Source organism: Streptomyces sp. bgisy130, assembly GCF_057708345.1.
The window spans coordinates 98,407-121,161 of record NZ_JBYISA010000022.1; the positions used below are offsets into that span (position 1 = coordinate 98,407).

The 22,755-nt window shown below is 69.5% G+C and carries 24 protein-coding genes; 13 read left to right on the forward strand and 11 right to left on the reverse strand.

What is annotated here, in order from left to right; genetic code table 11:
* Nucleotides 1-33 precede the first annotated feature (33 nt).
* The 5 genes from fmdA to AC3EUV_RS25570 all read right to left on the reverse strand — a co-directional run bounded on the left by fmdA (nucleotide 34) and on the right by AC3EUV_RS25570 (nucleotide 3,332).
* Nucleotides 34-1,284, reverse strand: coding sequence for a formamidase (fmdA, locus tag AC3EUV_RS25550; protein WP_432143775.1), 1,251 nt, complete (start codon nucleotides 1,282-1,284; stop codon nucleotides 34-36).
* A gap of 24 nt (nucleotides 1,285-1,308) precedes the next feature.
* The gene (locus AC3EUV_RS25555) at nucleotides 1,309-1,947 is read right to left on the reverse strand and encodes an AmiS/UreI family transporter (RefSeq protein ID WP_432143776.1); all 639 of its coding nucleotides are present in this window, start codon (nucleotides 1,945-1,947) and stop codon (nucleotides 1,309-1,311) included.
* Nucleotides 1,948-2,028: 81 nt separating this feature from the next.
* Nucleotides 2,029-2,307 (reverse strand): FmdB family zinc ribbon protein, encoded by a 279-nt coding sequence (locus tag AC3EUV_RS25560; protein WP_432143777.1) that lies wholly within the window; start codon nucleotides 2,305-2,307, stop codon nucleotides 2,029-2,031.
* 144 nt (nucleotides 2,308-2,451) lie between these two features.
* Complete coding sequence (gene crcB / locus AC3EUV_RS25565; RefSeq protein ID WP_432143778.1) at nucleotides 2,452-2,820, reverse strand: fluoride efflux transporter CrcB; 369 nt, start codon at nucleotides 2,818-2,820, stop codon at nucleotides 2,452-2,454.
* Nucleotides 2,817-3,332, reverse strand: a complete 516-nt coding sequence (locus tag AC3EUV_RS25570; RefSeq protein ID WP_432143779.1) for a fluoride efflux transporter FluC — start codon at nucleotides 3,330-3,332, stop codon at nucleotides 2,817-2,819. The genes crcB and AC3EUV_RS25570 overlap by 4 nt, the downstream gene beginning before the upstream one ends.
* A gap of 162 nt (nucleotides 3,333-3,494) precedes the next feature.
* Here AC3EUV_RS25570 and AC3EUV_RS25575 point away from each other — a divergent pair, with 162 nt between their 5' ends.
* The 9 genes from AC3EUV_RS25575 (at nucleotide 3,495) to AC3EUV_RS25615 (ending at nucleotide 13,321) form a co-directional block, all read left to right on the forward strand.
* Nucleotides 3,495-4,658, forward strand: coding sequence for an NAD-dependent formate dehydrogenase (locus tag AC3EUV_RS25575; protein WP_432143780.1), 1,164 nt, complete (start codon nucleotides 3,495-3,497; stop codon nucleotides 4,656-4,658).
* A 264-nt stretch (nucleotides 4,659-4,922) separates the two neighbouring features.
* Nucleotides 4,923-5,345 carry a hypothetical protein gene (locus tag AC3EUV_RS25580; protein ID WP_432143811.1) on the forward strand — a complete coding sequence of 141 codons (423 nt, stop codon included), beginning with the start codon at nucleotides 4,923-4,925 and terminating at the stop codon, nucleotides 5,343-5,345.
* A gap of 244 nt (nucleotides 5,346-5,589) precedes the next feature.
* A complete protein-coding gene (locus AC3EUV_RS25585; protein ID WP_432143781.1) occupies nucleotides 5,590-6,453 on the forward strand; it encodes an SDR family NAD(P)-dependent oxidoreductase in 864 nt (287 codons plus the stop codon).
* 148 nt (nucleotides 6,454-6,601) lie between these two features.
* Entirely contained in the window at nucleotides 6,602-7,915 is a 1,314-nt protein-coding gene (locus AC3EUV_RS25590; RefSeq protein ID WP_432143782.1) for an MFS transporter, read from the forward strand.
* 680 nt (nucleotides 7,916-8,595) lie between these two features.
* Nucleotides 8,596-9,360 carry an MHYT domain-containing protein gene (locus AC3EUV_RS25595; RefSeq protein WP_435603986.1) on the forward strand — a complete coding sequence of 255 codons (765 nt, stop codon included), beginning with the start codon at nucleotides 8,596-8,598 and terminating at the stop codon, nucleotides 9,358-9,360.
* A 168-nt stretch (nucleotides 9,361-9,528) separates the two neighbouring features.
* Nucleotides 9,529-11,958: a sensor histidine kinase gene (locus AC3EUV_RS25600; protein WP_435603987.1), complete on the forward strand. Its 2,430-nt coding sequence runs from the start codon at nucleotides 9,529-9,531 to the stop codon at nucleotides 11,956-11,958.
* Nucleotides 11,955-12,362 (forward strand): roadblock/LC7 domain-containing protein, encoded by a 408-nt coding sequence (locus AC3EUV_RS25605; protein ID WP_432143785.1) that lies wholly within the window; start codon nucleotides 11,955-11,957, stop codon nucleotides 12,360-12,362. The genes AC3EUV_RS25600 and AC3EUV_RS25605 overlap by 4 nt, the downstream gene beginning before the upstream one ends.
* Before the next feature lie 10 nt (nucleotides 12,363-12,372).
* The gene (locus AC3EUV_RS25610) at nucleotides 12,373-12,747 is read left to right on the forward strand and encodes a DUF742 domain-containing protein (RefSeq protein ID WP_432143786.1); all 375 of its coding nucleotides are present in this window, start codon (nucleotides 12,373-12,375) and stop codon (nucleotides 12,745-12,747) included.
* Nucleotides 12,728-13,321 (forward strand): GTP-binding protein, encoded by a 594-nt coding sequence (locus tag AC3EUV_RS25615; RefSeq protein WP_432143787.1) that lies wholly within the window; start codon nucleotides 12,728-12,730, stop codon nucleotides 13,319-13,321. The genes AC3EUV_RS25610 and AC3EUV_RS25615 overlap by 20 nt, the downstream gene beginning before the upstream one ends.
* On the opposite strand, the gene AC3EUV_RS25620 is transcribed toward AC3EUV_RS25615, so the two are convergent.
* The 6 genes from AC3EUV_RS25620 to AC3EUV_RS25645 form a co-directional block, all read right to left on the reverse strand.
* Nucleotides 13,282-14,439, reverse strand: a complete 1,158-nt coding sequence (locus tag AC3EUV_RS25620; RefSeq protein WP_435603988.1) for an NAD(P)-binding domain-containing protein — start codon at nucleotides 14,437-14,439, stop codon at nucleotides 13,282-13,284. The genes AC3EUV_RS25615 and AC3EUV_RS25620 overlap by 40 nt on opposite strands.
* 133 nt (nucleotides 14,440-14,572) lie before the next feature.
* Nucleotides 14,573-15,778: an LLM class flavin-dependent oxidoreductase gene (locus tag AC3EUV_RS25625; RefSeq protein ID WP_435603989.1), complete on the reverse strand. Its 1,206-nt coding sequence runs from the start codon at nucleotides 15,776-15,778 to the stop codon at nucleotides 14,573-14,575.
* Nucleotide 15,779: 1 nt separating this feature from the next.
* Nucleotides 15,780-16,826, reverse strand: a complete 1,047-nt coding sequence (locus AC3EUV_RS25630; RefSeq protein ID WP_432143789.1) for an ABC transporter substrate-binding protein — start codon at nucleotides 16,824-16,826, stop codon at nucleotides 15,780-15,782.
* An 82-nt stretch (nucleotides 16,827-16,908) separates the two neighbouring features.
* The gene (locus tag AC3EUV_RS25635; protein WP_435603990.1) at nucleotides 16,909-17,787 is read right to left on the reverse strand and encodes an ABC transporter ATP-binding protein; all 879 of its coding nucleotides are present in this window, start codon (nucleotides 17,785-17,787) and stop codon (nucleotides 16,909-16,911) included.
* Entirely contained in the window at nucleotides 17,760-18,686 is a 927-nt protein-coding gene (locus tag AC3EUV_RS25640; protein ID WP_435603991.1) for an ABC transporter permease, read from the reverse strand. The genes AC3EUV_RS25635 and AC3EUV_RS25640 overlap by 28 nt, the downstream gene beginning before the upstream one ends.
* Nucleotides 18,687-18,970: 284 nt before the next feature.
* Entirely contained in the window at nucleotides 18,971-19,060 is a 90-nt protein-coding gene (locus AC3EUV_RS25645; protein ID WP_432143792.1) for a putative leader peptide, read from the reverse strand.
* A 145-nt stretch (nucleotides 19,061-19,205) separates the two neighbouring features.
* Here AC3EUV_RS25645 and AC3EUV_RS25650 point away from each other — a divergent pair, with 145 nt between their 5' ends.
* The 4 genes from AC3EUV_RS25650 to AC3EUV_RS25665 all read left to right on the forward strand — a co-directional run bounded on the left by AC3EUV_RS25650 (nucleotide 19,206) and on the right by AC3EUV_RS25665 (nucleotide 22,189).
* A complete protein-coding gene (locus AC3EUV_RS25650) occupies nucleotides 19,206-19,628 on the forward strand; it encodes a YjbQ family protein (RefSeq protein ID WP_432143793.1) in 423 nt (140 codons plus the stop codon).
* 84 nt (nucleotides 19,629-19,712) lie between these two features.
* Nucleotides 19,713-20,651 (forward strand): recombinase family protein, encoded by a 939-nt coding sequence (locus AC3EUV_RS25655; RefSeq protein WP_432143794.1) that lies wholly within the window; start codon nucleotides 19,713-19,715, stop codon nucleotides 20,649-20,651.
* Nucleotides 20,623-21,612, forward strand: a complete 990-nt coding sequence (locus AC3EUV_RS25660) for a helix-turn-helix domain-containing protein (protein ID WP_435603995.1) — start codon at nucleotides 20,623-20,625, stop codon at nucleotides 21,610-21,612. Before AC3EUV_RS25655 ends, AC3EUV_RS25660 begins: the two co-directional genes overlap by 29 nt.
* Before the next feature lie 112 nt (nucleotides 21,613-21,724).
* A complete protein-coding gene (locus AC3EUV_RS25665) occupies nucleotides 21,725-22,189 on the forward strand; it encodes a hypothetical protein (protein WP_432143795.1) in 465 nt (154 codons plus the stop codon).
* The last annotated feature ends 566 nt before the right edge of the window (nucleotides 22,190-22,755 follow it).

Here is a 22,755-nt window from a genome sequence, read left to right on the forward strand (position 1 = left end):
CCGACAGGGCAGGTCCTTCCGATGTGAGGTCGGTCAGGCTGCGGCCATCGCGCACTGGCCGCGGTCGGCCTTCATCGGGCCGGCGGCGGTCGGGCGGACGTCGAAGTCGAACATGGCGGTGGGCACGTACAGCGAGCAGCAGGCGTTGGGGATGTCGACGATGCCGCTGATGCGTCCCTCTATGGGGGAGGAGCCGAGCAGCAGGTAGGCCTGCTCTCCGCTGTAGCCGAACTTCTTGAAGTACTCGACGGCGTTGAGGCAGGCCCGGCGGTAGGCCAGCGTCGCGTCCAGGTAGTAGTTGGTGTCCGTGTCGTGGTCGACGGAGACACCGATGAAGGTGAGGAACTCCGTGTACCGGGGCTCGACGTTGCCCGGTATGAAGACGGGGTTGGTGGTGATGCCGTACGTCTCCATGCCGCCCTTGATCAGATCGACGTGGAAGTCGATGAAGCCGCCCATCTCGATGGCGCCGCAGAAGGTGATCTCTCCGTCGCCCTGGCTGAAGTGGAGATCGCCGCCCGAGAGCTTGGCGTCCTTGACGTACACGGGGTAGTAGACCCGTGAACCGCGGGTGAAGTTCTTGATGTCGTGGTTGCCTCCGTTCTCGCGGGCCGGCACCGTGCGCGCGCCTTCCGCGGCGATCCGCGTGGCGAGGTCTCCGGTGGCCGTGCCGGCGAGGGCGTTGTTGCTGTCCGGCGGTACGGCGAGCGGCGGGACCCGGTTCGGGTCGGTGTCGATCAGTGCCTTCTCGCGGGTGTTCCAGCGGGCGAGCATCTCGGTGGACGGCGCCGTTCCGAACAGACCGGGGTGGGTGATCCCGGTGAAGCGGATTCCGGGGAGGTGGCGGGAGACCGCCTGCTGCCCGTGGAAGTCCCATATCGCCTTGTAGGCGTCCGGGAAGTAGTCGGTCAGGAAGCCACCGCCGTTCGCCTTGGCGAAGATGCCGGTGTAGCCCCAGCCCTGGCCCGCCGCGCCCCCGGACTGCTGTGGCACGGGGCCGAGGTCGAGTATGTCGACGACGAGCAGGTCGCCGGGTTCGGCGCCCTCCACGCCTATGGGGCCGCTGAGCATGTGAGGGATGGTCAGGTCGATGTCGCGTACGTCGTTGGCGGTGTCGTTGTTGCCCACCTGGCAGTCGGTCCAGTCGCGGCACTCCACGCGGAATTCCGCTCCCGGCTTTACCATGGCGACGGTGGGGACGTCCGGGTGCCACCTGTTGTGCCCGGGGACGTCCTGGTCACGCATCGACTTGCTCTGGTCCACTTTGAAGAGAATTTCGGGCATGACAGTTCCTCATTTCCGATCCGGTCACGTTGCTGCGCCGACGCTTCCGGCCTCCGGGGCCGCCGGGGCCGGTTTCCGCGAATTCCGGGTGAGCGGCCACAGTGCGGCGAACACCACCACGCCGAAGACCGCGAGTGCGATGGCGGTTTCGGTGGGGTGTTTCCAGTAACCGGAGAGCAGCAGCGCCGCGGGAATCGCGCCGGTGACCCAGCCCTCGATGGCCGTGACATAGCCCGTATAGGTGGTAAGGCTGTCCCACTTGAGCCCGAGCAACAGGAAGAACAGGAACCACAGGAATGCCCAGTAGAGCCAGATGACGCCGAAGGGATAGTCCTTCAGGACATGGAAGTTGACGAACGAGTATCCCAGGGCCGCGATTGACACGAACAACGAGTAGTAGCCGACGCCGGTGCTGTCGAGATCGGTGAGCAGTCCGATACCTACGTAGAGGTAGGTGAAGCCGAACAGATAAATGCCGGACACCGCAAGGATCTTGATGGGGTCACCAGCGGCGGCGATGATGAGGTAGGTCGGCGTCAGTACTTGCAGTGCGCCTACGAAGAGGTTGAACACCGCTGCTGCCCGGCCATCGACCTTTCCCAGCAACAGCATTCCGTTGATGAAGAGCACCGCACCGACAAAGAGCAGTCCCACGTTGCCCACGGGGACGCACCTCCTCAGTCCGCGTGGGGGACGGAATCGTTGAATCCCGCCTGTGACGTTCTGCCTGGTCGACCACCGCCCTCAGGGTCGCGGCAACCGCGAGAGCGCGGGATGCGGGCGCCTGGGCACCCTCTTGCCCGGCGGCACTTCGGAGACCACTGCCGGGGCCTCACGGGCCTGCTCCTCCTGGCGATGGAGGGCGGCGACCGCGGGCGAGGTCCGCGCAAGTCCGGGCGAGGAGTACACGCGTCGCGCGGCGGCTGCGCAGACAGGGCAGTCATGCGTCGTGGGCGCCGTCCCGATCGTCAGCTTCACATCGAACGGCCCACAGCGGTTGCACAGGTATTCATAGGTTGCCATCAGCAGCCTCCGGACTCCGGTGACGCCGGTCAACCCGAGTGTGTGCGGCGCCCCGACAGGCGTGCGCCACAGTTCACTTCGTCCCTTCCAGGAGACGTCCGGCAGATCCACGTGTCAAGCCCGGACGGCCGGGCCCGTCCTCGGTCAGAGTCCCCCGACGGCGAGCCCCGCTGCCGCTGCCGCCAGCCCCGCCGCGAGGCTCACTCCGGCGTACAGCAGGGACGTCCTCACCTGGCCTTTCTCGCACAGGTGGACCAGGTCGTAACTGAACGTGGAGAACGTCGTGTAGGCACCGCAGAAACCGGCGCCGACGACGGTCACCACGTGCGCCGGCAGGCCATGTCGTGCGCCCAGGCCCACCACGAGCCCCAGTACGAACGAGCCGGTGATGTTGATCAGCCAGATCCCGCGCGGGAACACGCCCGGCCTTCGGTAGCGCACGTACTGGTCGAGCACGTAACGCGCGACCGCCCCGACCGCGGCCGCCGCGGCGACGGCGAGCAGGGTGATCACCGGACCCACCAGCCGTATCGGCGGGCGCGGCCGTGCCGTGCGGCGCTCCGCGCCCGCCGGGCCAGCGCCAGCCGCCCGGCCGCCAGGCCCAGCACGGTGGCGGCCAGGCCCGCGGCGAGGCTGCCGAAGACGTTGACCGCCGCGGCGGTGCGGTGGCCGTGGGCCAGCAGGCGGTCGGTGTCGACCATCCAGGTCGAGAAGGTGGTGAACGCGCCGAGGAACCCGACACCGGCGAACGCCCGCACGTACCGGGTCGGCGGCCAGATCTGGAGCACGTACACGAGCAGCAGCGCCAGCAGGAACGCCCCGGACACATTGACGGCGAACGTCGTCAGCGGGAAGGTCCCCGCAGGCGTGGGAAAGGCCAGGCCCAGCACATAGCGGGCCGTCCCGCCCAGCAGACCGCCCAGCGCGACCACCGCCAGGACACCCCGATGCAGACAGGCGCGGAACGGCTCGCGCCGTCCGGGCCCACCCGGCTCGATCCCCCGGGTACCTGCCGCAGGTCTCATCGGAATCGCCGTATCCCTCATGCACGGGCACAGCTCCTCCATTATCGCCGGGCATTGCCGCGGCAATGCCCACGCGACTAAAATTTGATCATCGGCGCCGACCGGTTCGAGACGACCGGCTGGTTTGCCGCAGCAATGGCCCGCCACCGACGGAGGACGGCCATGGCAAAGATCCTTGCGGTTCTCTATCCGGACCCCGTGGGCGGATATCCCCCCGATTACGCCCGCGATGCGATTCCCACCATCACCGGCTATCCGGGCGGTCAGACCGCGCCGACCCCACAAGCCATCGATTTCACCCCGGGACAGCTGCTCGGCTGCGTCTCGGGAGAACTGGGCCTGCGCCGCTTCCTGGAGGAACGGGGCCACACCTTCGTCGTCACGTCCGACAAGGAGGGAGCGGACTCCACACTCGACCGTGAGCTGCCCGACTCCGACGTGGTGATCTCACAGCCCTTCTGGCCCGCCTACCTGACCCCCGAGCGCATCGCCGCGGCCCCGCGCCTCAGACTCGCGATCACCGCCGGGATCGGGTCGGACCACGTCGACCTGCCGAGCGCCATCGAGCACGGCATGACGGTGGCCGAGGTGACCTACAGCAACAGCATCAGCGTGTCCGAGCACGCCGTCATGCAGATCCTGACCCTGGTGCGCAACTACCTGCCCTCCCATGAATGGGTGACCGCGAAGAACGGCTGGAACATCGCGGACAGCGCCTCGCGCGCCTACGACCTCGAAGGCATGGACGTGGGCGTGCTCGGCTCCGGCCGGATCGGCCAGGCGGTGCTGCGCCGCCTCAAGCCGTTCGACGTCACCCTGCACTACTGCGATGTGCACCGGCTGCCCGAGGAGGTCGAGCAGGAGCTGGGGCTGACCTATCACCCCGACGCCCGCGCGCTGGCCTCCGCGATCGATGTGCTGTCGATCCACACCCCGCTGCATCCGCAGACGCAGAACCTCTTCGACGACGACCTGATCGGCGCCATGAAGCGCGGCTCGTACATCGTGAACACCGCACGCGCGCTCATCGTCAGCCGGGACGCCGTGGTGCGGGCTCTGAACAGCGGGCAGCTGGCCGGTTACGCCGGTGACGTCTGGTATCCGCAGCCGCCACCGCCCGACCACCCCTGGCGCACCATGCCGTACGAGGCGATGACCCCGCATGTGTCCGGTACGACGCTGTCGGCGCAGGCCCGCTACTCCGCGGGCACCCGGGAGATCCTGGAGAACTGGCTCGACGGCCGCCCGGTCCGCCCGGAGTACCTGATCGTCGACGGCGGCGGGCTCGCCGGGGCGGGCGCACACTCGTACACGGTCGCCGGATGACGAACGACGGCTGTGACGGACCAGGGAACACCGGAGAATTCCAGGAGTCCTTGAAAGATCCAGAATTCCAGGAGAAATATCCCGCAGAAGATCCACCATCCCGCCTGTGAGCCGACTCACGCCTAAATTCCTGGACGGGCGCGAGGTGCGGCCCTTAGCGTCCGTAAATAGATTGAATTTTCCTTATGCGAAGGCACCGGCGCCGCGCATACTGTTTCGCAGGAAAACCAAGGTGAACACCGGGAAGGTGGATCAGTGAGCAGTATCGACGCCGTGTGGGTACGGGGCGTGAACGGCATCCAGATGCATCACGTGACCGACCTCCAGGACGCCGGCAGATTTCTGGGCAACGCAGCCATGGCGCTGCGGTCCGCACACGTGCGGACCGGCTCCGACCGGTACTCCAGCATCGCCGCCGAGCTCAGGAGCCTGGTGGAGCGGGTGCGGGAGCTGGAGGACGAGGCCCGGTCGAGCATGCACGACCTGCACTCCACCGACCCCGAGCGGTTCCTCCGCTGCCGGGACGGCCATGAGCCGTGGCCCGGCGAAATCCCGGCCGGCTTCATCCCGCGCCACACCTGCAAGGACGAGTGCCTCTACCACGACCGCGAGGTGCTTGAAGCGATCATGCAGTGCACGTGCGGCCGCCCGCCGTGCCAGGCGTGCGAGATCGGCGGCAAGCTCTGACGGGCCCGCACCACAACGCGTACTGAGGGAGCCTCTGCATCAGGGGCTCCCTCAGTGCTGCTCGGCCGGCAGCGCACCGGGCAGCCGCAGGCGGTCCTCCGGCGACAGCCCCGTGACGGCGGCTGACCGGCTGCTCGGTTGCGGGTGGGACCGGCGGTGGTCATGACCTCGGAGGTAATTGCCCGGGTGAGGCCGGGCGCGCACGATCTGACGTGTTCGTGACCGTCGGATAGGGGTGGGGTTCATGGGGCAGCAGGCGAGGCGCGGGACACTGGACGGCCGGGTGGCGATCGTGACCGGGTCGACAAGCGGCATCGGAGCCGCGATCGCGGAGGGCTTCGCGCGAGAGGGCGCACGCGTCGTGGTGACTGGCCGACGCATCGCTGAGGGGGAGGCGGTCGCCGGACGGCTCGGTCCGGACACGAGGTTCGTACCCGCCGATCTCCTCGATGACGGCGCGGCAGCCGAGTTGGTGGCGCGGACCGCTGAGTGGTTCGGCCGTATCGACATCCTGGTAAACAATGCGGGCACGCCGGGGAAAGCCGTGTCGGTGGCCGAGCTCGACCTCGCCGATTTCGACCGGGCCGTTGCGGTACATGTGCGTGCACCGTTGCTGCTGATCCAGCAGGTGGCGCGGCACATGATGCCGAGGCGGTCGGGAAGCGTCCTCAACGTGGCGAGCGTGTCAGGGCAGCGCGCTGGATTTTCGGGGCCCGACTATTCGATCGCCAAAGCCGCGATGGTGCATCTGACGCGCTGTGCGGCCGTGGATCTGGGACAGTCGGGGATCCGGGTGAACACGATTTCCCCGGGCCCGGTGGCCACCGGTATTCACGCCAAGGCGGCGGGAGTGGCAGGGGCGGCAGCCGATGAACTGCCGGACGTGCCGCTGTTCGCACGGTTCCTGCCGCAGTTCCAGCCGGACCCGCACATCGGCCGGCCCGCGGACATCGCTGCGACCGCGGTCTTCCTCGCCAGTGATGGAGCGCGGTTCGTCAACGGGCAGAACATCGTTGTCGACGGCGCGCTCACAGCGGGGCGCCCGTGGTCGGTTGCCGAGGCCGAGTGCGCGGCCATGGAACAGGCGGCCCGGGCAACAGGCGGATAACTCCGCCCGCCTGCAAGGGCGTTCATGCGGCGGGCACTCGGCCCGTGCATTCCCCTGGACCATCCCCGCTTCCGCGGTACATGATCACCTGTCGGCTCATCCTGTCCAGCAGCCGGCCGAGGAGCAGAACCGGTAGCGGAGGAGGACCATGGCCAACGCCGAGCACATCGCCGAGGACCGGGCGCCCGGCGGCGCCCGCCCGCCGTCACGGCTGCGGCAGCTCGCCGCCGCCTCCATCGGCAACGCCGTCGAGTGGTACGACTGGTACGCGTACTCCTTCCTCGCGGTCTACTTCGCCGAGCAGGTCTTCCCGAAGGGCGTCGGCAACTCCCTGGTACCGCTGCTCTCGACCTTCGCGGTCTTCGCGGTCGGCTTCTTCATGCGGCCGGTCGGCGGACTGCTGATGGGCGCGATCGCCGACCGCCGCGGCCGGCGGACCGCACTGACCCTCACCATCCTGCTGATGGGCGGCGGCAGCCTGCTGGTCGCGCTCACCCCCACCTACGCGGCCACCGGAATCCTCGCCCCGCTTGTGCTGGTCCTCGCCCGCCTGGTCCAGGGCCTGTCGGTGGGCGGCGAGTTCGCGGCCTCCACGACCTTCCTCGTCGAATCGGCGGGGCCCGGCCGGCGCGGGCTGTTCTCCAGCTTCCAGTATGTGTCCACCACCGCCGGGCAGTTGCTGGCGTCCGGGACCGCGGCGCTGCTCGCGGCGCTGCTCACCGAGCAGCAGATGGGGCAGTGGGGCTGGCGGGTGGCGTTCCTCATCGGTGCGCTGCTGAGCCTGCTGGGACTGTGGATCCGGCGCGGCGCCCAGGAGACCCTCCGGGAGACCCCCGACGGGCAGCAGGCGGCCGACCGCCCCGGCCTCTTCGAGGCGTTGCGCCGCCACCCCCGCCAGTCGCTGCTGATCTGCGGCATCACCGCGGGCGGCACCATCGCCTACTACACCTGGACGACCTACCTGCCCACCTACGCGCAGGTCAATGCGGGCTTCGACAAGGGTGAGGCGCTCACCGTCGGAACCCTCTCCCTCGCCTTCTTCGCCCTGCTCCAGCCGCTCGGCGGGATGCTCTCGGACCGCATCGGCCGCAAACCGCTGCTGCTCGGCTTCTCCCTGGGCTTCGCCGTCCTGGCCGTTCCGCTGCTGCACCTGGTCACCGACGCGTTCCTCTCGCTGCTGCTGGTGCAGTGCGCGGGCATGGTGCTGCTCACCGGATACACCGCGGTCGCCGCGGCCGTGAACGCCGAGGTGTTCCCCGCGCGGGTGCGCGCCGCCGGTATCGGCTTCCCGTACTCGCTCACCGTCGCCCTCTTCGGCGGCACCGCTCCGTACGTCGGCACCTGGTTCAAGCAGGCCGGCCACGCCGACCTCTTCCCCTGGTACGTGGCCGCGCTGTGCCTGGTGTCGTTCCTCGTCTATCTGACGCTGCCGGAGACGGCCCGCCAGGAGCTGGACAGGTAGTCCGGCGGACACGAAGGCGCCGCCCGCCCCGGGACGGGGACGGGCGGCGCCTTGGGGGGTGAAGCCGGTCAGACGAGCCAACCCACGAAGTGCAGGATGTTGGCCAGCAGATGGGTGAGGATGTCCATGGGGATTCGTCTCCTTGAAGTTGCGGGACTCAACTCTCCGGACCAGCAAGGGATTTCGACCGGAGGCGCCGTAACGGTCTGCAGCACGTCGCTCGCGCCCCGTCATCATGGCTCGTCGCTACGAGTCAATTGAAGGCCCTCCCTTTTCGATCATGCTTTCCGGCGAACACTCGCCCACAGGTGTGCTTGTTCGCATCGTGTGGAGTCTTCGCGATGCCCCATATGGCGCTCCTGCCGCCCTTTAAGAGGGCATGGCGGAGCTTGTGCGGGCATGGCGGTCGCGTGGTGCGTGACCTTTCTCATTGCCGATCTCATTGCCGAAATGAGCCGGGCGGTGTTCGCCCGGAATTGACGTGCAATCAGAAGTCCCGGACGCCCGGGCAATGATGGACATATACCCGGAAGTGGGCTCACTGAACTCGCCGGTAGCAAAACGGTGTGTCAGGATCTCCGCTTTCCCGTCGGAATCTCTCGGCGCCGGTGTCCGAGTTTCACAAGACGATCACGTGTTAGCGTCCGTCGCCGCGAACCGAATACGCGAAAGGAAACTCCGTGGGCCACCTGCACCACTTCAGCGCGGGCTGGATTTCTCCGGTCCTCGCCTATGCCATGGCATGCGTGGGATCCGCCCTCGGGCTGCGTTGCACGGTAAGGGCGCGGGCGGCCGACGGCCCTTCACGCCGCAATTGGCTGCTGACCGCCGCCATCGCCATCGGCTCCGGCATCTGGACCATGCACTTCATCGCCATGCTCGGCTTCGGGGTCACCGGCAGCCCGGTCCACTACGACGTCCCGCTCACCGTGCTCAGCCTGCTGATCGCCATGGTGGTCGTCGGCGCCGGCATCTTCACCGTCGGCTACGGCGCCGCCGGCCTGCGCTCGCTGCTGCTCGGCGGCCTGGGCACCGGCGTCGGCGTGGCCGCCATGCACTACCTGGGCATGGTGGCGATGCGGCTGCACGGGCACGTCCGCTTCGCCCCGGGGCTGGTCGCGCTCTCGGTCGTCATCGCCGCCGGTGCCGCCACCGCCGCCCTGTGGGCCGCGCTCACCGTGCGGGGCACCCTGGGCGCGGTCCTCGCCTCCCTCGTCATGGGGCTCGCGGTCAGCAGCATGCACTACACCGGAATGGCTGCCGTACGCATCGAATTGACGCCCAGCCGCGCCCCGTTGGCAGGTGTCAACGCAATGGAATTCATCTTTCCGCTGGCCGTCGCCCTCGGTTCATTTCTCTTCCTCACAGCGGCCTTTGTCGCATTGTCCCCGACCGCCCGCGAGCGTGCCGCGGCCGCCTCCGTCGATTCACTGCCCGAGCACTGAACTCCGCGCCTCGTCAGACCTGTTGAGGAATTCATGCACATACGACAGACCCCGGACCGATCCGGGCCCGCAGGGGAGGCCCAGCCGCCCGGGAACAGCCGCCCCCGGCATGCGCTGCCCGCAGTCGGCAAATCCTGGAAATTCGCCACGGATTACCGCGTTGGCCTGATGCCCCGCTCGGTGCGCGCGAAGATCGTCGCGCTGCTCATGGTGCCCGTGGTGTCCCTGATCGCCCTCTGGGCATTCGCCACCCTCACCACCGCGCGGAATGTCTCCGACCTCCAGCAGCTCAAGGACATCAACGCCACCCTCGTCGCCCCGGTCGGGGACTTCGTCTCCGCCGTACAGGAAGAGCGCAGCGCCGCGGCCCGCACCCTCGCTGCCCCCGATCCCGGACGTCAGCAGACGCTGCGGGAACGGCAGCGAGCCACCGACTCCGCCGCGGTCGCCCTCCGAAACGGCATCGACGCCGGCAGCGCGGACGCGGAGGCCACCGACGCCCAGCTGCCCGGCCGTATCGACCGGCTGCTGCACGACGCCGACGGCCTGACCGCGCTGCGCGAACGCGTCGACGGCGACAAGCCCGACCGGGACCGCCTGGTCGCCGACTACACCGGCGTCGTCGAGGACGGCTTCGCCACCGTCGGCGCGCTGACCGGCCTGGAGAAGACGGCGGTCTCCTCGGAGACGCGCGTCGTCCTGGAACTCGCCCGGGCCCGCGAGGCGCTCGCCCATGAGGACGCGGTCCTCGGCGCCGCCCAGCTCTCCGGCCGGATGTCGGCGGAGCAGTTCGACACGTTCACCGGCGCGGTGCACACCCAGCGCGCACTGCTCACCGCCGCGGTCGACGATCTGCGGCCCCGGGACGCCGCGGCCTACCACCGGATCCTGGACGGCTCCGCCTACCGCGACCTGCGCGCCGCGGAGAACGCCGTACGGGACGCCGGCGCGGGCACCCGGGCCGCCACCGCCGTCCCCGCCGTGCGCTGGACCGATGTCAGCGACACCGTCCTGCACGACCTGCGCACCGCACAGCGCGCCGCGAGCACCGGGGCGGCGCAGAACGCCGACCCGCTGTCCGCCGGCACCCTCGGCGGACCCGGCATGGCCGTCGTCCTGGGCCTGGCCGGTGTCCTGCTCTCGCTCCTCATCTCGGTCAAGATCGGCCGTCGGCTGGTCGTCGAGCTGGAGGAGCTGCGCAACTCGGCGCTGCGGGTCGCCCGCCGGGATCTGCCCGCCTCCATGCGGCTGCTGCACGCGGGCAAGAAGGTGGACATCGACGCCGTCGCGCCGCTCGGCGACCGCGGCACCGGCCGCGACGAGGTGGGGCAGGTCGGCGAGGCCCTGGTGGCGGTGCACCGTGCCGCGCTCCAGGCGGCGGCCGGCCGCGCCGAGGCGCTCAGCGGTATCTCCGGTGTCTATGTGAGCCTCGCGCGGCGCAGCCAGCTGCTGCTGCACCGCCAGCTCGCCCTGCTGGACACCATGGAACGCCGCACCGAGGACCCGGTGGAACTGGAGGACCTCTTCCGGCTCGACCACCTCACCACGCGGATGCGGCGGCACGCCGAGAGCCTGATCATCCTCTCCGGCGCCGCCCCCGGCCGGGGCTGGCGCCACCCCGTACCGCTGCTCGACGTGGTACGCGCGGCCGTCGCCGAGGTGGAGGACTTCCCGCGGGTCGAGGTGCACTCCGTCGTCGACGCCCGGCTGGCCGGCGGCGCGGTGGCCGACGTCACCCATCTGCTGGCCGAACTCGTCGAGAACGCGGTGATGTTCTCGCCCCCGCAGACCAAGGTGCAGGTACGCGCCGAACGGGTCGGCGCCGGTATCGCCGTGGAGATCCACGACCGCGGCCTCGGGATGGGCAAGGAGGCACTCGACGAGGCCAACCGCCGGATCCAGAACGCCGAAGAGATCGACCTGCTGGACACCGAACAGCTCGGCCTCTTCGTCGTCAACCGGCTCGCCCACCGCCGGCACGTCAAGGTGGGCCTCCAGCCCTCGGTGTACGGCGGCATCACCGCCGTGGTGCTGGTGCCCGACGCCCTGTTCGCCGCGGGAGCGGACGAGGCGCCGGCGGACGCGCGGAGCACCGAGCCGTCCGAGGCGGGTGCCTCGCTCTTCCACCGGCGTTGGACGGCCGCCAACCGGATGCCGGTGGCCGCGGCGCCCCTCCGGAAGGCGCTCCCGCCCGCCGCGGCCGACACCGCGGCGGCGCCGCCCGCGGCCGAGCACCGACCGCCCGCCACCTCCGCCTCCGCCCAGCCGTCCGAAGCGGCGGCCGACCAGGACGCCGCTCTGCCGCGCCGGGTGCGCCAGGCCCACCTCGCGCCCGAGCTGCGGACGAGTCCGGACCAGCAGCCCGAGTGGGTGCCGCGTAGCGAGGGCACGCCCGCACCGCGCCGTTCCCCGGAACAGGCCCGCGCCACCATGGCGTCGCTGCGCGCCGGCTGGGCGCGCGGCCGCGGCGACACCCCTGCGCCGCAGCACCCGCAGCCGGCGCCGCGGCGCGAGCCGACCGAGCAGCCGCACCCGCCGGGCCCGCGGCAACCGAACGGGGCGAACGACAATCCGTCACGAGGAGAAGACACACCATGACCGGCGACCAGCAGCTTTCCGGCGAACTCAACTGGCTTCTCGACGACTTGGTCTCCCGTGTGCTGGAGATCCGCTCCGCCGTGGTGCTCTCCGGCGACGGACTGGCCGTCGGTACCTCCAGCGGCCTCACCCGTGACGACAGCGAGCGCTTCGCGGCGATCGCCTCCGGCTTCCACAGTCTCGCCAAGGGAGCCGGCCGGCACTTCGCGGCCGGCCAGGTCATCCAGACCATGGTCGAGCTGGAGGGCGGCTTCCTCTTCGTGGTGGCGGCCGGCGACGGCTCGTGTCTGGCGGTGTTCGGCGACGCCGAGGCCGATATCGGTCTGGTCGCCTACGAGATGGCCCGGCTCGTCAAGCGGGTCGGCGCCCACCTCGGTACCCCCGTGCGCGCCGGGACGGAGTGACCGGCCGCCCATGACCGACTCCACCCCGCACTGGTACGACGACGAAGCGGGGCCGATGGTCCGGCTCTATGCGATGACCGCCGGGCGGGCCCGGCCGAGCAGTGCGGCCTTCGAGCTGATGGCCGTCGTGCAGGCCGAGCCCCGGCCCGACGAGGACCCCACGCTGTCGCCCGAGCAGCAGGAGATTTACCGGCTGTGCGACGAACGCCCCCGCCCGGTCGCCGAGGTCGCCTCCGACTCCGGGCTGCCCCTGGGGGTGGTCCGGGTGCTGCTGAGCGATCTCCTGGCCGAGGGACTGATTCGCGTCAACCGTCCCGTACCGCCGGCCCAGTTGCCCGACGCGCACATACTCAGGGAAGTGATCGATGGACTCCGCGCGCTCTGACTCGTTCATGGCCCTCAAGATCCTGGTGGCCGGAGGGTTCGGCGTGGGCAAGACGACCCTCGTCGGCTCCGTCAGCGAGATCCGCCCGCTCAATACGGAGGAACGGCTGACCGAGGCCGGGCGCCCCGTCGACCGGCTCGACGGGGTCCAGCAGAAGACCACCACGACCGTGGCCATGGACTTCGGACGGATCACCATCCACGACGACCTGGCGCTGTATCTGTTCGGCACGCCGGGGCAGAACCGGTTCTGGTTCCTGTGGGACGAGCTGGCGCAGGGGGCGCTCGGCGCGGTGGTGCTCGCCGACACCCGGCGGCTCGCCGACAGCTTCGCGGCCATCGACTACTTCGAGCACCGCAGCATCCCGTTCGTCGTCGCCGTCAACTGCTTCGACGGCGTCCGCGCCCACCGGGCGCAGGAGGTGGCACGGGCCCTGGACCTCGATCCGGCGACCCCGGTGCTGCTGTGCGACGCCCGGGAGCGCGCGTCCTGCAAGGAGGTGCTGATCGGGCTGGTCGAGCACGCGGCCTCGGCCTACGAGGCCAGGCTCCCCGCCAACTCCGGGCCCTTGTAGGCAGGTTGCGGGTCCTCCGTCAGCAGTCTGCGGATGCCGACGGCCGCGGCCCGGCCCGCGCGGTTGGCGCCGATGGTGCTCGCCGATGGTCCGTAACCGACGAGATGGACCCGCGCGTCACGGAGCGTGCGGGTGCCGTCCAGCCGGATGCCGCCGCCCGGCTCGCGCAGCCGCAGCGGGGCGAGATGGTCGAGGGCGGGGCGGAAGCCCGTCGCGTAGAGGATCGCGTCGGCCTCGACCGTGCGCCCGTCGTCCCAGACCGCACCCGTGGGCGTGAGGCGGTCGAAGAGCGGCAGCCGCTCCAGTACGCCGCTCTCCCGGCCCTGCCGGATCGCCTCGGTCATCGGCAGTCCGGTCACGCTCACCACGCTCCGCGGCGGCAGCCCCTGCCGGACCCGGTCCGCCACCAGGGCGACCGCGGCCCGGCCCTGCTCCTCGCCGAACGGCCCCGCGCGGAACACCGGCGGCCGACGGGTCACCCAGGTCGTGGCGGCCGCCACCGGGGCGATCTCCAGCAGCTGCTGCACGGCCGAGGTCCCGCCGCCGACCACCACCACGCGCAACGCACGGAAGTCCTCCGGGCCCCGGTACTGCGCACTGTGCAGCTGACGGCCGCCGAAGATCTCCTGCCCGGGGAACCGCGGCCAGAACGGCCGGTCCCAGGTCCCGGTCGCATTGATCAGCGCCCGTGCCGCATAGTTCCCCTCCGACGTCTCGACCAGCAGCCGCCCGCGCCCCAGGGCTCCGGCGGGCTCCGTCCAGGAGGGGTCCGCACCGCCCTCGCACACCGACAGCACGCTCACCGGCCGGTGCACCCGCAGCCCGAAGGTCCGCTCGTAGCTGTCGAAGTACCCGCCGATCACCTCGGACGACGGCCGCCGCGGATCCGCGCCGGTCAGCTCCAGGCCCGGCAGCGCGTGCATCCCGTGCACCTTGTCGTACGTCAGCGTGGGCCACCGGAACTGCCAGGCACCGCCCGGACGTGGCGAGTGATCGAGCACCACGAAGTCCCGGTCGGGCCGATAGCCGATCCGCCGCAGATGAAAGGCGGCGGCCAGACCGGCCTGCCCGGCACCGACCACCACGACCTCGACCGCCCGCACCCCGATGTTGTTCATGCTTCTACTAACCGGGGGAGGGGGTCAGGTCTTCCCGCCGGGGCCACCGGCTTTTCGCTCCCTGCCGACCGGGGCCGGACCGCGGCGGCAGCACTGCGCCCCAGCGGCCCGGCCACCCTGCCCCGACCCGCGGTCAGCGACCGCCGGCGATCAGCAGAGGTGCCCCACCCGGTGCGGACGCCGGCCGGCCACGGGCCGCCGGCACACCGGCCAGTGGAGCGGGGCCCTTATCCAGCAGCCCCCGGGCGGCCAGCTCCGGCCGTACGCCCTCCCCGAACCAGTACGCCTCCTCCAGATGCGGATAGCCGGAGAGCACGAAGTGCTCGATGCCCAGGGAGTGGTACTCCTCGATCCGGTCGGCCACCTCCGCATGGCTTCCGACCAGCGCGGTCCCCGCACCACCCCGCACCAGACCGATCCCCGCCCACAGATTGGGCGAGATCTCCAGCTTGTCGCGCGAGCCGCCGTGCAGCGCCAGCATCCGCTGCTGGCCCACCGACTCGCTCTTGCCCAGCGCCTGCTGTGCGGCAGCCACGGTCTCCGGATCGAGGTCGTCCAGCAGCCGGCCGGCGGTCGCCCAGGCGTCCTTCGACGAGTCCCGCGTGAGGGTGTGCAGGCGGATGCCGAACCGGACCGTCCGCCCCTCCTTCTCCGCCAGCCCGCGAATCCAGTCGATCTTCTGCCGGACCTCCTCGGGCGGCTCGCCCCAGGTCAGGTACACATCCACATTGCGGGCGGCGACCGGTCCCGCGGCCGCCGATGAGCCGCCGAAGAAGATCTGCGGCAGCGGGTCCGGCGGCAGCGCCGTCAGCCCGCCCGTCACCTGGTAGTGCTCGCCGTGGAAGTCGAACGGCCGGCCACCCCAGACGCCCCGCACGATCCGCAGGAACTCATCGGTACGGGCATACCGCCGGTCATGGCCGAGATGATCGCCGAACCGCTGCTGCTCGGTCGAGTCGCCGCCGGTCACCACATTCAGCAGCAGCCGCCCACGCGAGATCCGCTGATAGGTCGCGGCCATCTGCGCCGCCAGCACCGGCGAGATCACCCCGGGCCGGAACGCGACCAGGAACTTCAGCCGCTCGGTGACCTGAGTGAGCGCCACCGTCGTCAGCCAGGCGTCCTCACACCACGTACCCGTCGGCGTGAGCACCGCCTCGAACCCCAACTGCTCTGCCGCCTTGGCGATTTGGGCCAGATACTCGATATCCGGAGCCCGTACCCCGCTCACCGGGGTGAGGCGGTCCCGCCGAATCCCGCCGTCGGTGTAGGCATGCCGGTCGACGAGGGTCCGGCCGTCGCCGCCGGTCGGCAGAAACCAGTGCAGGTGTACGGACATCTCAGTGGCCCTTTCCATAGGTACGCGGCGCCGTGCCCGAGGGCGGCAGGTCACCGTTGAAACGGGGGTCGACGAACGCGCCGAAGTCGAAGGACCGGGGGATCAGCTTCAGCGCCGCGAACGCGTCGACGATCCGCTGCTCGGAGGCGACGGCCGCCTTGTCCACGGCCACCGCGACCGCCGTCCCCCGGGTGCGTTTGACGGCGTCCAGCGCCACCTTGTCCGGCAGTCCGGTCTCCTTCGCCCATGCCTCGGCCCAGGCATCGGGATGCTTGAACACCCAGTCCTGCGCCCGCCGCAGCCGGTCGGTGTAGTCCTTGAGCGCCGCCGACTTCTTCTTGTCGTCCAGCGCGGCCGGTGCGGCAACCTGGAAGCTGAGTCCGTTGACGACGCCCTGCCCGGTGGTCAGCACCCGGGCATCCGCCTGATTCAGGGCCTGTGAGGTGTACGGGTCCCAGACCGCCCAGGCAGCCACCTTCCCCCGGGTGAACGCGGCGAGGGCGTCGGCCGGCTGAAGGTAGGTGAGCGTGACATCCTTCGGCGTCAGCCCGGCCTTCTTCAGCGAGGCGATGAGCTGGTAGTGCGCGGAGCTGCCCTGGGCCACGGCGATCGACTTGCCCTTGAGCTGCCCCGGCCGCTTCAGCGGGGAGCCCTTCTTCACCAGAATCGTCTCGCCGTCCGACCTGCTGTGGGACCCGGCAATCACCTTGATCTTCGACTTCGCCGCGGCCGCGAACACAGGCGGGGTGTTGCCGACCGCACCGATATCCACCGCCCCGGCATTGATCGCCTCCAGCAGCGGCGGCCCCGAGGTGAACGTCGACCACTTGATCTTGTACGGCAGGTCGTCCAACTCTCCAGCGGCCCGCAACAAGGCCTCCGAACCACCCTTCTGATCACCGACGTTGAGCGTCAGCGACCCCTTGCCATCGGTCCCGCTCCCGGTACCCCCACCGGCCCCCTCGGCACCCGACGCACCACCGCAGGCGGCCAGCAGCAGGGCCAACGGAAACAGCAGGGCGGCTGGGGCGAGGCGGCGTGCTCTCATGGGGTGTCCATTCCATTCTCTGTCCGGTGTGGCGATCGGTGTTCGTGTGCCGGGGGAGCGGCGACCCGGCTCCGGCGCCTGATCAGGCAGCAGCGACGGTGCCGTCATCCGGGGCCTCCTCCGCGTCGTCCGGGGCCTCCTCCGCGTCGTCCGGGGCCTCCTCCGCGTCGTCCGGCCGCCGCCCGGTAACGTCCTCAGCGGCGCCCTCCACACCGAGCCGGTCGAGCAGACGGGCACGCAGTGCACCGAACCGCGGATCGGAGATCTCCCGCGGCCGCGGCAGATCCACCCAGGTCTCGTACGCGATCCGCCCGCCCTCCATCACCAGCGCCCGGTCGGCGAGCAACAGCGCCTCCTCCACGTCATGGGTGACCAGCAGCACCGCGCAGCCCCGCTCCCGCCACAGCTCGGCCACCAGGCGCTGAGCCTTGATCCGGGTCAGCGCGTCGAGAGCGCCGAACGGCTCGTCGAGCAGCAGCAGATCGGGCTCCCGCACCAGCGCCCGGGCGAGCGACGCCCGCTGCGCCTCACCACCGGAGAGCGTCTTGGGCCAGGTATCCGCACGGTGCCCGAGTCCGACCTCCGCCAACGCCCGTTCCGCAGCCGCCCGTTCGGGTCGGCCCGGCAGCCCCAGCAGCACATTGCGCCAGACCCGCTTCCAGGGCATCAGCCGAGGCGCCTGGAACGCCACGGCCTTACGCCGCGGCACCAGCACCTCACCCTCGATCTCCCGGTCGAGCCCGGCCAGCACCCGCAGCAGAGTCGACTTCCCACACCCACTACGCCCGAGCAGCACCGCGAACTCACCCGGCTGCACGCTCAGTTGAAGGTCGTCAATAACCGCACGGCCGCCAAAGGCACGCACCAGCCCCGCCACCTGAACGGCGGCGCCAGGAGCCGCAGGGTGCGGACCTGCCTCCCGCCCGCTGTCGGTCACTGACCCGTGAACGTCGGTCGCCATTGCAGCAGCAGCCTTTCGAGGGTACGGACCAGGAAGTCGGCGATGAGCCCGAGGATCGCGTAGACCACCAGGCACACCACGATCACGTCGGTGCGGAAGAATTCCCTGGCCTGGTTCATCAGGAAGCCGAGCCCGTCATCGGCGTTGACCTGCTCACCGAAGACCAGCGCGAGCCAGGCGGTGGCCAGCGAATAGCGCAGCCCCGTCATGGCGCCCGGCAGCGCACCCGGCAGCACCACATGCCGGATCAGCCCCCACCGGCTCAGCCCGAGCGAGGTCCCGGCCTCCACCAACTGCGCATCCACACCACGGATGCCGGCATAGACATTCAGATACAGATGGAACGCCACACCCAGCGCGATCAACGCGATCTTGGGCGCCTCACCGATACCCAGCCAGATGATGAACAGCGGGATCACACCCACCCACGGGATGGAACGCAGCATCTGCACCGTGGCGTCGACGAGGTCCTCCCCGAGCCGCGAAAGCCCCGAGGCGAGCGCCGGCACCACACCGGCCACCCCACCCAACAGCAGCCCCACCGCGACCCGTTGAAGGGAAACCAGCATCGCCGACGGCAGCGTCCCGTCCGAGACCAGATCCCCGGCGGTGCCGGCGATGGTGCCCGGCGACGCCAGAACATCCCCCTCCAGCACACCACTCCCACTGAACACCTGCCACAACACCAACAACACGACAGGCCCCACCGCCCGCCGCAACCACCGCGGCCCCGACCACCCCCGCCCCGACACCGGAACCACCCGCTCAAGCACGGGCGGCCCATCGCCACAGGAAGCGGACCCCACCCCCGCCTCCCCGCCCTTGGCGAGCGAGGGCCACTCTGCTTGAACGGACGGATCGGGCGGGGCATGGCCGTACACGGCCTGATCAACAGTCATCAACGCTCCACGGGGAGAGAAACCGACGGGGGAGGGGGAGGGGGATGAGGGGATACGAGCCGGAACGGGCCCATCCATGAGAACGGTGCAAGGAACGGGCCGAGCGAAGGCAGAAGAACGCGGCAAAACCCAGAAAGGCCGCAACGCCAGAAGGTTCACCAGCCACAAGGCGACAGGGGTAAACGCGGCCATCCGCAAGCCGCAAGAACCTAGAACAGCATCAGGCCGCCAACGCCACCAACACAATCAACGCCAACAACGCCATCAAGGACAGCAGCAGCGCATCAGCAACGGCCGCCGCGGTGACACGCGGCCGAGGCCACCCGCACCAGGTCGATGTGACCGCGCGTGGTGAGCAGGGCTGATGTAGACATGCCGCTGAACGTAGCGGCGCGCTTCGAGCAGGGTCAATCATGGTCTCGGCTGATGGACCTTTGTTGCCGAAGCATGGAGGCAGCATTGCGGTCGACACTCGCGGGGGAGCGGACGAGGACGCGCCATCCATACGAAAATGACCGCATGAGCACCGCATTCACCACCCGCACCCTTGACGTCACCACCGGCTCCACGGAAACCGTCGCCGACCTCACCGCCGACTGCGCCGCCTTCCTCCGCGAGGCAGCCGACGGCCGCGACGGCCTGCTGAACATCTTCGTGCCACACGCCACCGCCGGCCTCGCCATCCTGGAAACCGGCGCAGGCAGCGACGAAGACCTCCTGGCCGCCCTGCACGACCTCCTGCCCGCCGACAACCGCTGGCGCCACCGCCACGGCACCCCCGGCCACGGCCGCGACCACGTCCTCCCCGCCCTCATCCCACCCCACGCCACCCTCCCCGTCGTAGCGGGCCAGATGGCACTGGGCACGTGGCAGTCCGTCTGCCTGGTCGATACGAACGTCGACAACCCGCACCGCCAGGTCCGGCTGAGCTTCCTGGGCTGACCAAGATCGTCCTGGGGGTGGCCGTGAATTCTCCGTACCCTGCGTGCCCGAAACGGAGAGACCTTGCGCGGTACGGACCTGAACATGATCGAACGCCCCTACGACGGATGTGGAAAGTGCCTGCTCGGCGTACGGCGGCTGTCCCGCATGAAGCTGGCCAAGTCGTCCCCTGAGCGTCAACGGGAGGACGTGCTGACAGCCGCAGCATCTGTCGGCGGGCACATCATCGGCTGGGCCGACGACTGGGAGGTATCGGGAGCCACGGACCCGGTCACCCGGCCCAAACTCGGCCCGTGGCTTCGTGACGAGCGGGGGCCGTATGACGGCCTCGTCGCCGCAGCGGTGGACCGTTTTGGCCGCAACGTCGTTGACTGCCTGAACACCGGCTACAAGATGCGCGACGAAGGCGGCAAGATTGATCATGTCGAACTGCACCCGCACGCTGCCACTGTGATCAGGCTCGTCGCTCGCCGCATCCTTGCCGATCCCGAGCGCAACACCTCCAGCAGTGAAGCGGCTCGTCTGAACCGCGCAGGGGAGCTGGCGCCTGTCGACCACTTGGCCGTCATGTACGGGAAGCCGTCGCGCGGTCGGCCATGGCACCCCACGAGCCTGCGGAACATACTTCTTTCCGAGGCGGCCCTGGGGTACCTGATGCACAACGGCAGGCCCGTCATCGACCGGGAGGGGAACCCGGTACGGCTCTGCGAGGGCCTGTGGGGCCGGGCGACCCACGAGGCGTTGAAGAAGGCATCGCAGCCCGGGCCATTCCGTGGAAGGGGCGGCGCACCAACCGCGACGCCAGTTGTTGCTGTACCTGCCTGTCGGACGGGCGATGTGTTGATCACCGGGCGGGCAGCGCCTTCCGAACAGCGCGGCTGGTTCTGGCCGTTCGGCAACGGCACTGCGCGGGTATCCGCTAAAGGTCGCACCCGCGCTGCACTGTGGGACGGAAGCGCTCAGAACAGGTGGATGCGTGCGACCGGGGGGATCGATGATCAAGAATATCTTCCGGACACATGAGGTTCCCAGGGAAGACCGGTTCGACTTATGGCGGGAACTCGTCAGTCATACACACGCTCCGCTCCAGCTGGAGAGCGAGCACTCAGCTGACTTCCAGGCCTCCCAGGAGGTGTTGACGCTCGGGGACGTGACGATCTGGCCCACGACGTTCACACCGGTGCGTTACGTGCGCACCGCGAAACTTGTCCGGGCCTCCGACCCAGAAACCGTCCATGTATCACTGCCGATCCGCGGAACCCTCCGCGGATCGCACGGGGACCACGAAAAGACCTGCGGGCCCGGCGCCTTCTGTGTCCTGGACACCTCGCGCCCGTTCAGCCTGATGAGCGGGGACGGCGACCACCCGCATACAGGCATCGGCCTGGAGGTCCCCAAGGTGCTGTTACCGCCGATCAGGCACCACATGGCCTCACTCACCTCCATGCACTTCACCGAGCAGGAGGGTTTCGGGACCTTGCTCGGACAGCTCATGCGCAGCGTGGCGTGGGACACCGGAACTTACGGTCTTGCCGACGCCGAACGGCTGGGCACCATTGCCGCTGACCTGCTCTCCGCGATGTTCGCCCACGCCCTGGAGACCGAGCGGAGCCTGGCGCCGGAGACACACAAGCGCACCCTGATCTTACGCATCCGCGCGTTCATCCGGCAGAACTTGAACGACCCGCTGCTGACGCCGTCCATGGTTGCCGCGGTACATCACATCTCCCCCAGCTACCTGCACCGCCTCTTCCAGGGCGAAGACTTGACCGTCGCCGCCTGGATCCGCCACCAACGCCTCGAACGTGCCCGTCGCGACCTCACCGATCCGGCACTGCATAACGAAACGATCCACGAAATTGCCGCTCGTTGGGGGTTCAGCCGCGCCGCTGACTTCACCCGTGCCTTCCGTACCCACTACGGCATACCGCCCCGGGACTGCCGGCACCGAGCACTTGGTCTCCAGGTCGAGACGCATTGCTAAGCCTTCAGCACCCCTTGCTAATGACCTCCCCGGCAGCTACCTGCATCTTGGAACCGCGGCGCCAGCCTGCTGGTCGGCCGGCGCATACACCTAGTTGGAAAGGACGTTCACCATGCGCGCGACGCGCATCACAGCCATCCTGGCGGGGCTACTGCTGCCGCTCATCGGTCCGTTAAGCGCCGCTGAAGCGGCCCCCTCCGACCCGGGCACACCCCCGGCACAACGCACGTCCGCCCTCGTCGATCGCAACCAGGCAGTAATGAAAGTCGCCGATAGCGCGTGTGTCACTTCGGGAGGGTACGGCGGCGCCCGGTTCAAGCGGCTCACCGGGCCCGTGACGAAGCTCAAGGTCACGCTGTGGGCGTACGACGGAGTCTCTGACGGTCAACACGTGCGTGTCCGGCTCGTCACGAAGAACAGCAAGGGCCAGAGGCACTACTGGAAGTGGCACAAGACTTCTTCCGAGAAGACGTGGCATACGACTGCCCGCGACGTGTACGGCATTTTCGAGGTGGGCGCCCAGGTAGCACAGTTCAAGGGCAACAAACGCCTGGATATGTGCACCGCATGGAAGTAGTCCGCGCCCGGCAAGGAACTCAGTGTCGGCCGTGCCAGGATCCCGGACCACGGAGAAGGGCGGGGTCGGCCCGCGGCCACTTGGTCCCTCCGGCTCTGCCTGATGTCTCGGCGACGGGACATCATTCAGTGAGGTCTGCGCCGGGCCACCGCCACCCCGTCCGGTAGAGGCTCGGCCCCACGATGCTGCGTCGGGGCGCCGCGCCGAGGTGCTGCCGGTCCTCCCGTGCCCGCCAACCGACGGCAATCCTCCGAGGCGCGAGCCACGTCGTTTCTCCAGTACCTGGCCCTTTGGACGCGAGCACGAGTGAGATCTGCTGTGGGGGCGATCTGTCGACGGGCGGACGCGATTGCCCGGGCGGGACGCCTTGGTTCCGGAGGCGCGCGTTGCCATTACAGCAACAATAGTTGTAGTCCCGGGCGCGGTGGTCGCAGCTTGATGCTCGGCCAAAGGCCGTCGAACAATCAGGAGGCCACACGATGACCATCCATGAAGGCGTCGGATCCGCACTGAGCGAGGACGGCAACGGGCCGTTGGGCAACCGCGTCCACCACGTTCGAGTCCCG

Excerpts from the sequence above, each read along its gene's own strand:
- fmdA (WP_432143775.1), bottom strand. The coding sequence starts at position 1,284 with ATGCCCGAAATTCTCTTCAAAGTGGACCAGAGCAAGTCGATGCGTGAC.
- AC3EUV_RS25560 (WP_432143777.1), bottom strand. The coding sequence starts at position 2,307 with ATGGCAACCTATGAATACCTGTGCAACCGCTGTGGGCCGTTCGATGTG.
- AC3EUV_RS25570 (WP_432143779.1), bottom strand. The coding sequence starts at position 3,332 with ATGAGACCTGCGGCAGGTACCCGGGGGATCGAGCCGGGTGGGCCCGGA.
- AC3EUV_RS25575 (WP_432143780.1), top strand. The coding sequence starts at position 3,495 with ATGGCAAAGATCCTTGCGGTTCTCTATCCGGACCCCGTGGGCGGATAT.
- AC3EUV_RS25585 (WP_432143781.1), top strand. The coding sequence starts at position 5,590 with ATGGGGCAGCAGGCGAGGCGCGGGACACTGGACGGCCGGGTGGCGATC.
- AC3EUV_RS25590 (WP_432143782.1), top strand. The coding sequence starts at position 6,602 with ATGGCCAACGCCGAGCACATCGCCGAGGACCGGGCGCCCGGCGGCGCC.
- AC3EUV_RS25600 (WP_435603987.1), top strand. The coding sequence starts at position 9,529 with ATGCCCCGCTCGGTGCGCGCGAAGATCGTCGCGCTGCTCATGGTGCCC.
- AC3EUV_RS25605 (WP_432143785.1), top strand. The coding sequence starts at position 11,955 with ATGACCGGCGACCAGCAGCTTTCCGGCGAACTCAACTGGCTTCTCGAC.
- AC3EUV_RS25610 (WP_432143786.1), top strand. The coding sequence starts at position 12,373 with ATGACCGACTCCACCCCGCACTGGTACGACGACGAAGCGGGGCCGATG.
- AC3EUV_RS25615 (WP_432143787.1), top strand. The coding sequence starts at position 12,728 with ATGGACTCCGCGCGCTCTGACTCGTTCATGGCCCTCAAGATCCTGGTG.
- AC3EUV_RS25620 (WP_435603988.1), bottom strand. The coding sequence starts at position 14,439 with ATGAACAACATCGGGGTGCGGGCGGTCGAGGTCGTGGTGGTCGGTGCC.
- AC3EUV_RS25625 (WP_435603989.1), bottom strand. The coding sequence starts at position 15,778 with ATGTCCGTACACCTGCACTGGTTTCTGCCGACCGGCGGCGACGGCCGG.
- AC3EUV_RS25630 (WP_432143789.1), bottom strand. The coding sequence starts at position 16,826 with ATGAGAGCACGCCGCCTCGCCCCAGCCGCCCTGCTGTTTCCGTTGGCC.
- AC3EUV_RS25635 (WP_435603990.1), bottom strand. The coding sequence starts at position 17,787 with ATGGCGACCGACGTTCACGGGTCAGTGACCGACAGCGGGCGGGAGGCA.
- AC3EUV_RS25640 (WP_435603991.1), bottom strand. The coding sequence starts at position 18,686 with ATGACTGTTGATCAGGCCGTGTACGGCCATGCCCCGCCCGATCCGTCC.
- AC3EUV_RS25645 (WP_432143792.1), bottom strand. The coding sequence starts at position 19,060 with ATGTCTACATCAGCCCTGCTCACCACGCGCGGTCACATCGACCTGGTG.
- AC3EUV_RS25650 (WP_432143793.1), top strand. The coding sequence starts at position 19,206 with ATGAGCACCGCATTCACCACCCGCACCCTTGACGTCACCACCGGCTCC.
- AC3EUV_RS25655 (WP_432143794.1), top strand. The coding sequence starts at position 19,713 with ATGATCGAACGCCCCTACGACGGATGTGGAAAGTGCCTGCTCGGCGTA.
- AC3EUV_RS25660 (WP_435603995.1), top strand. The coding sequence starts at position 20,623 with ATGATCAAGAATATCTTCCGGACACATGAGGTTCCCAGGGAAGACCGG.
- AC3EUV_RS25665 (WP_432143795.1), top strand. The coding sequence starts at position 21,725 with ATGCGCGCGACGCGCATCACAGCCATCCTGGCGGGGCTACTGCTGCCG.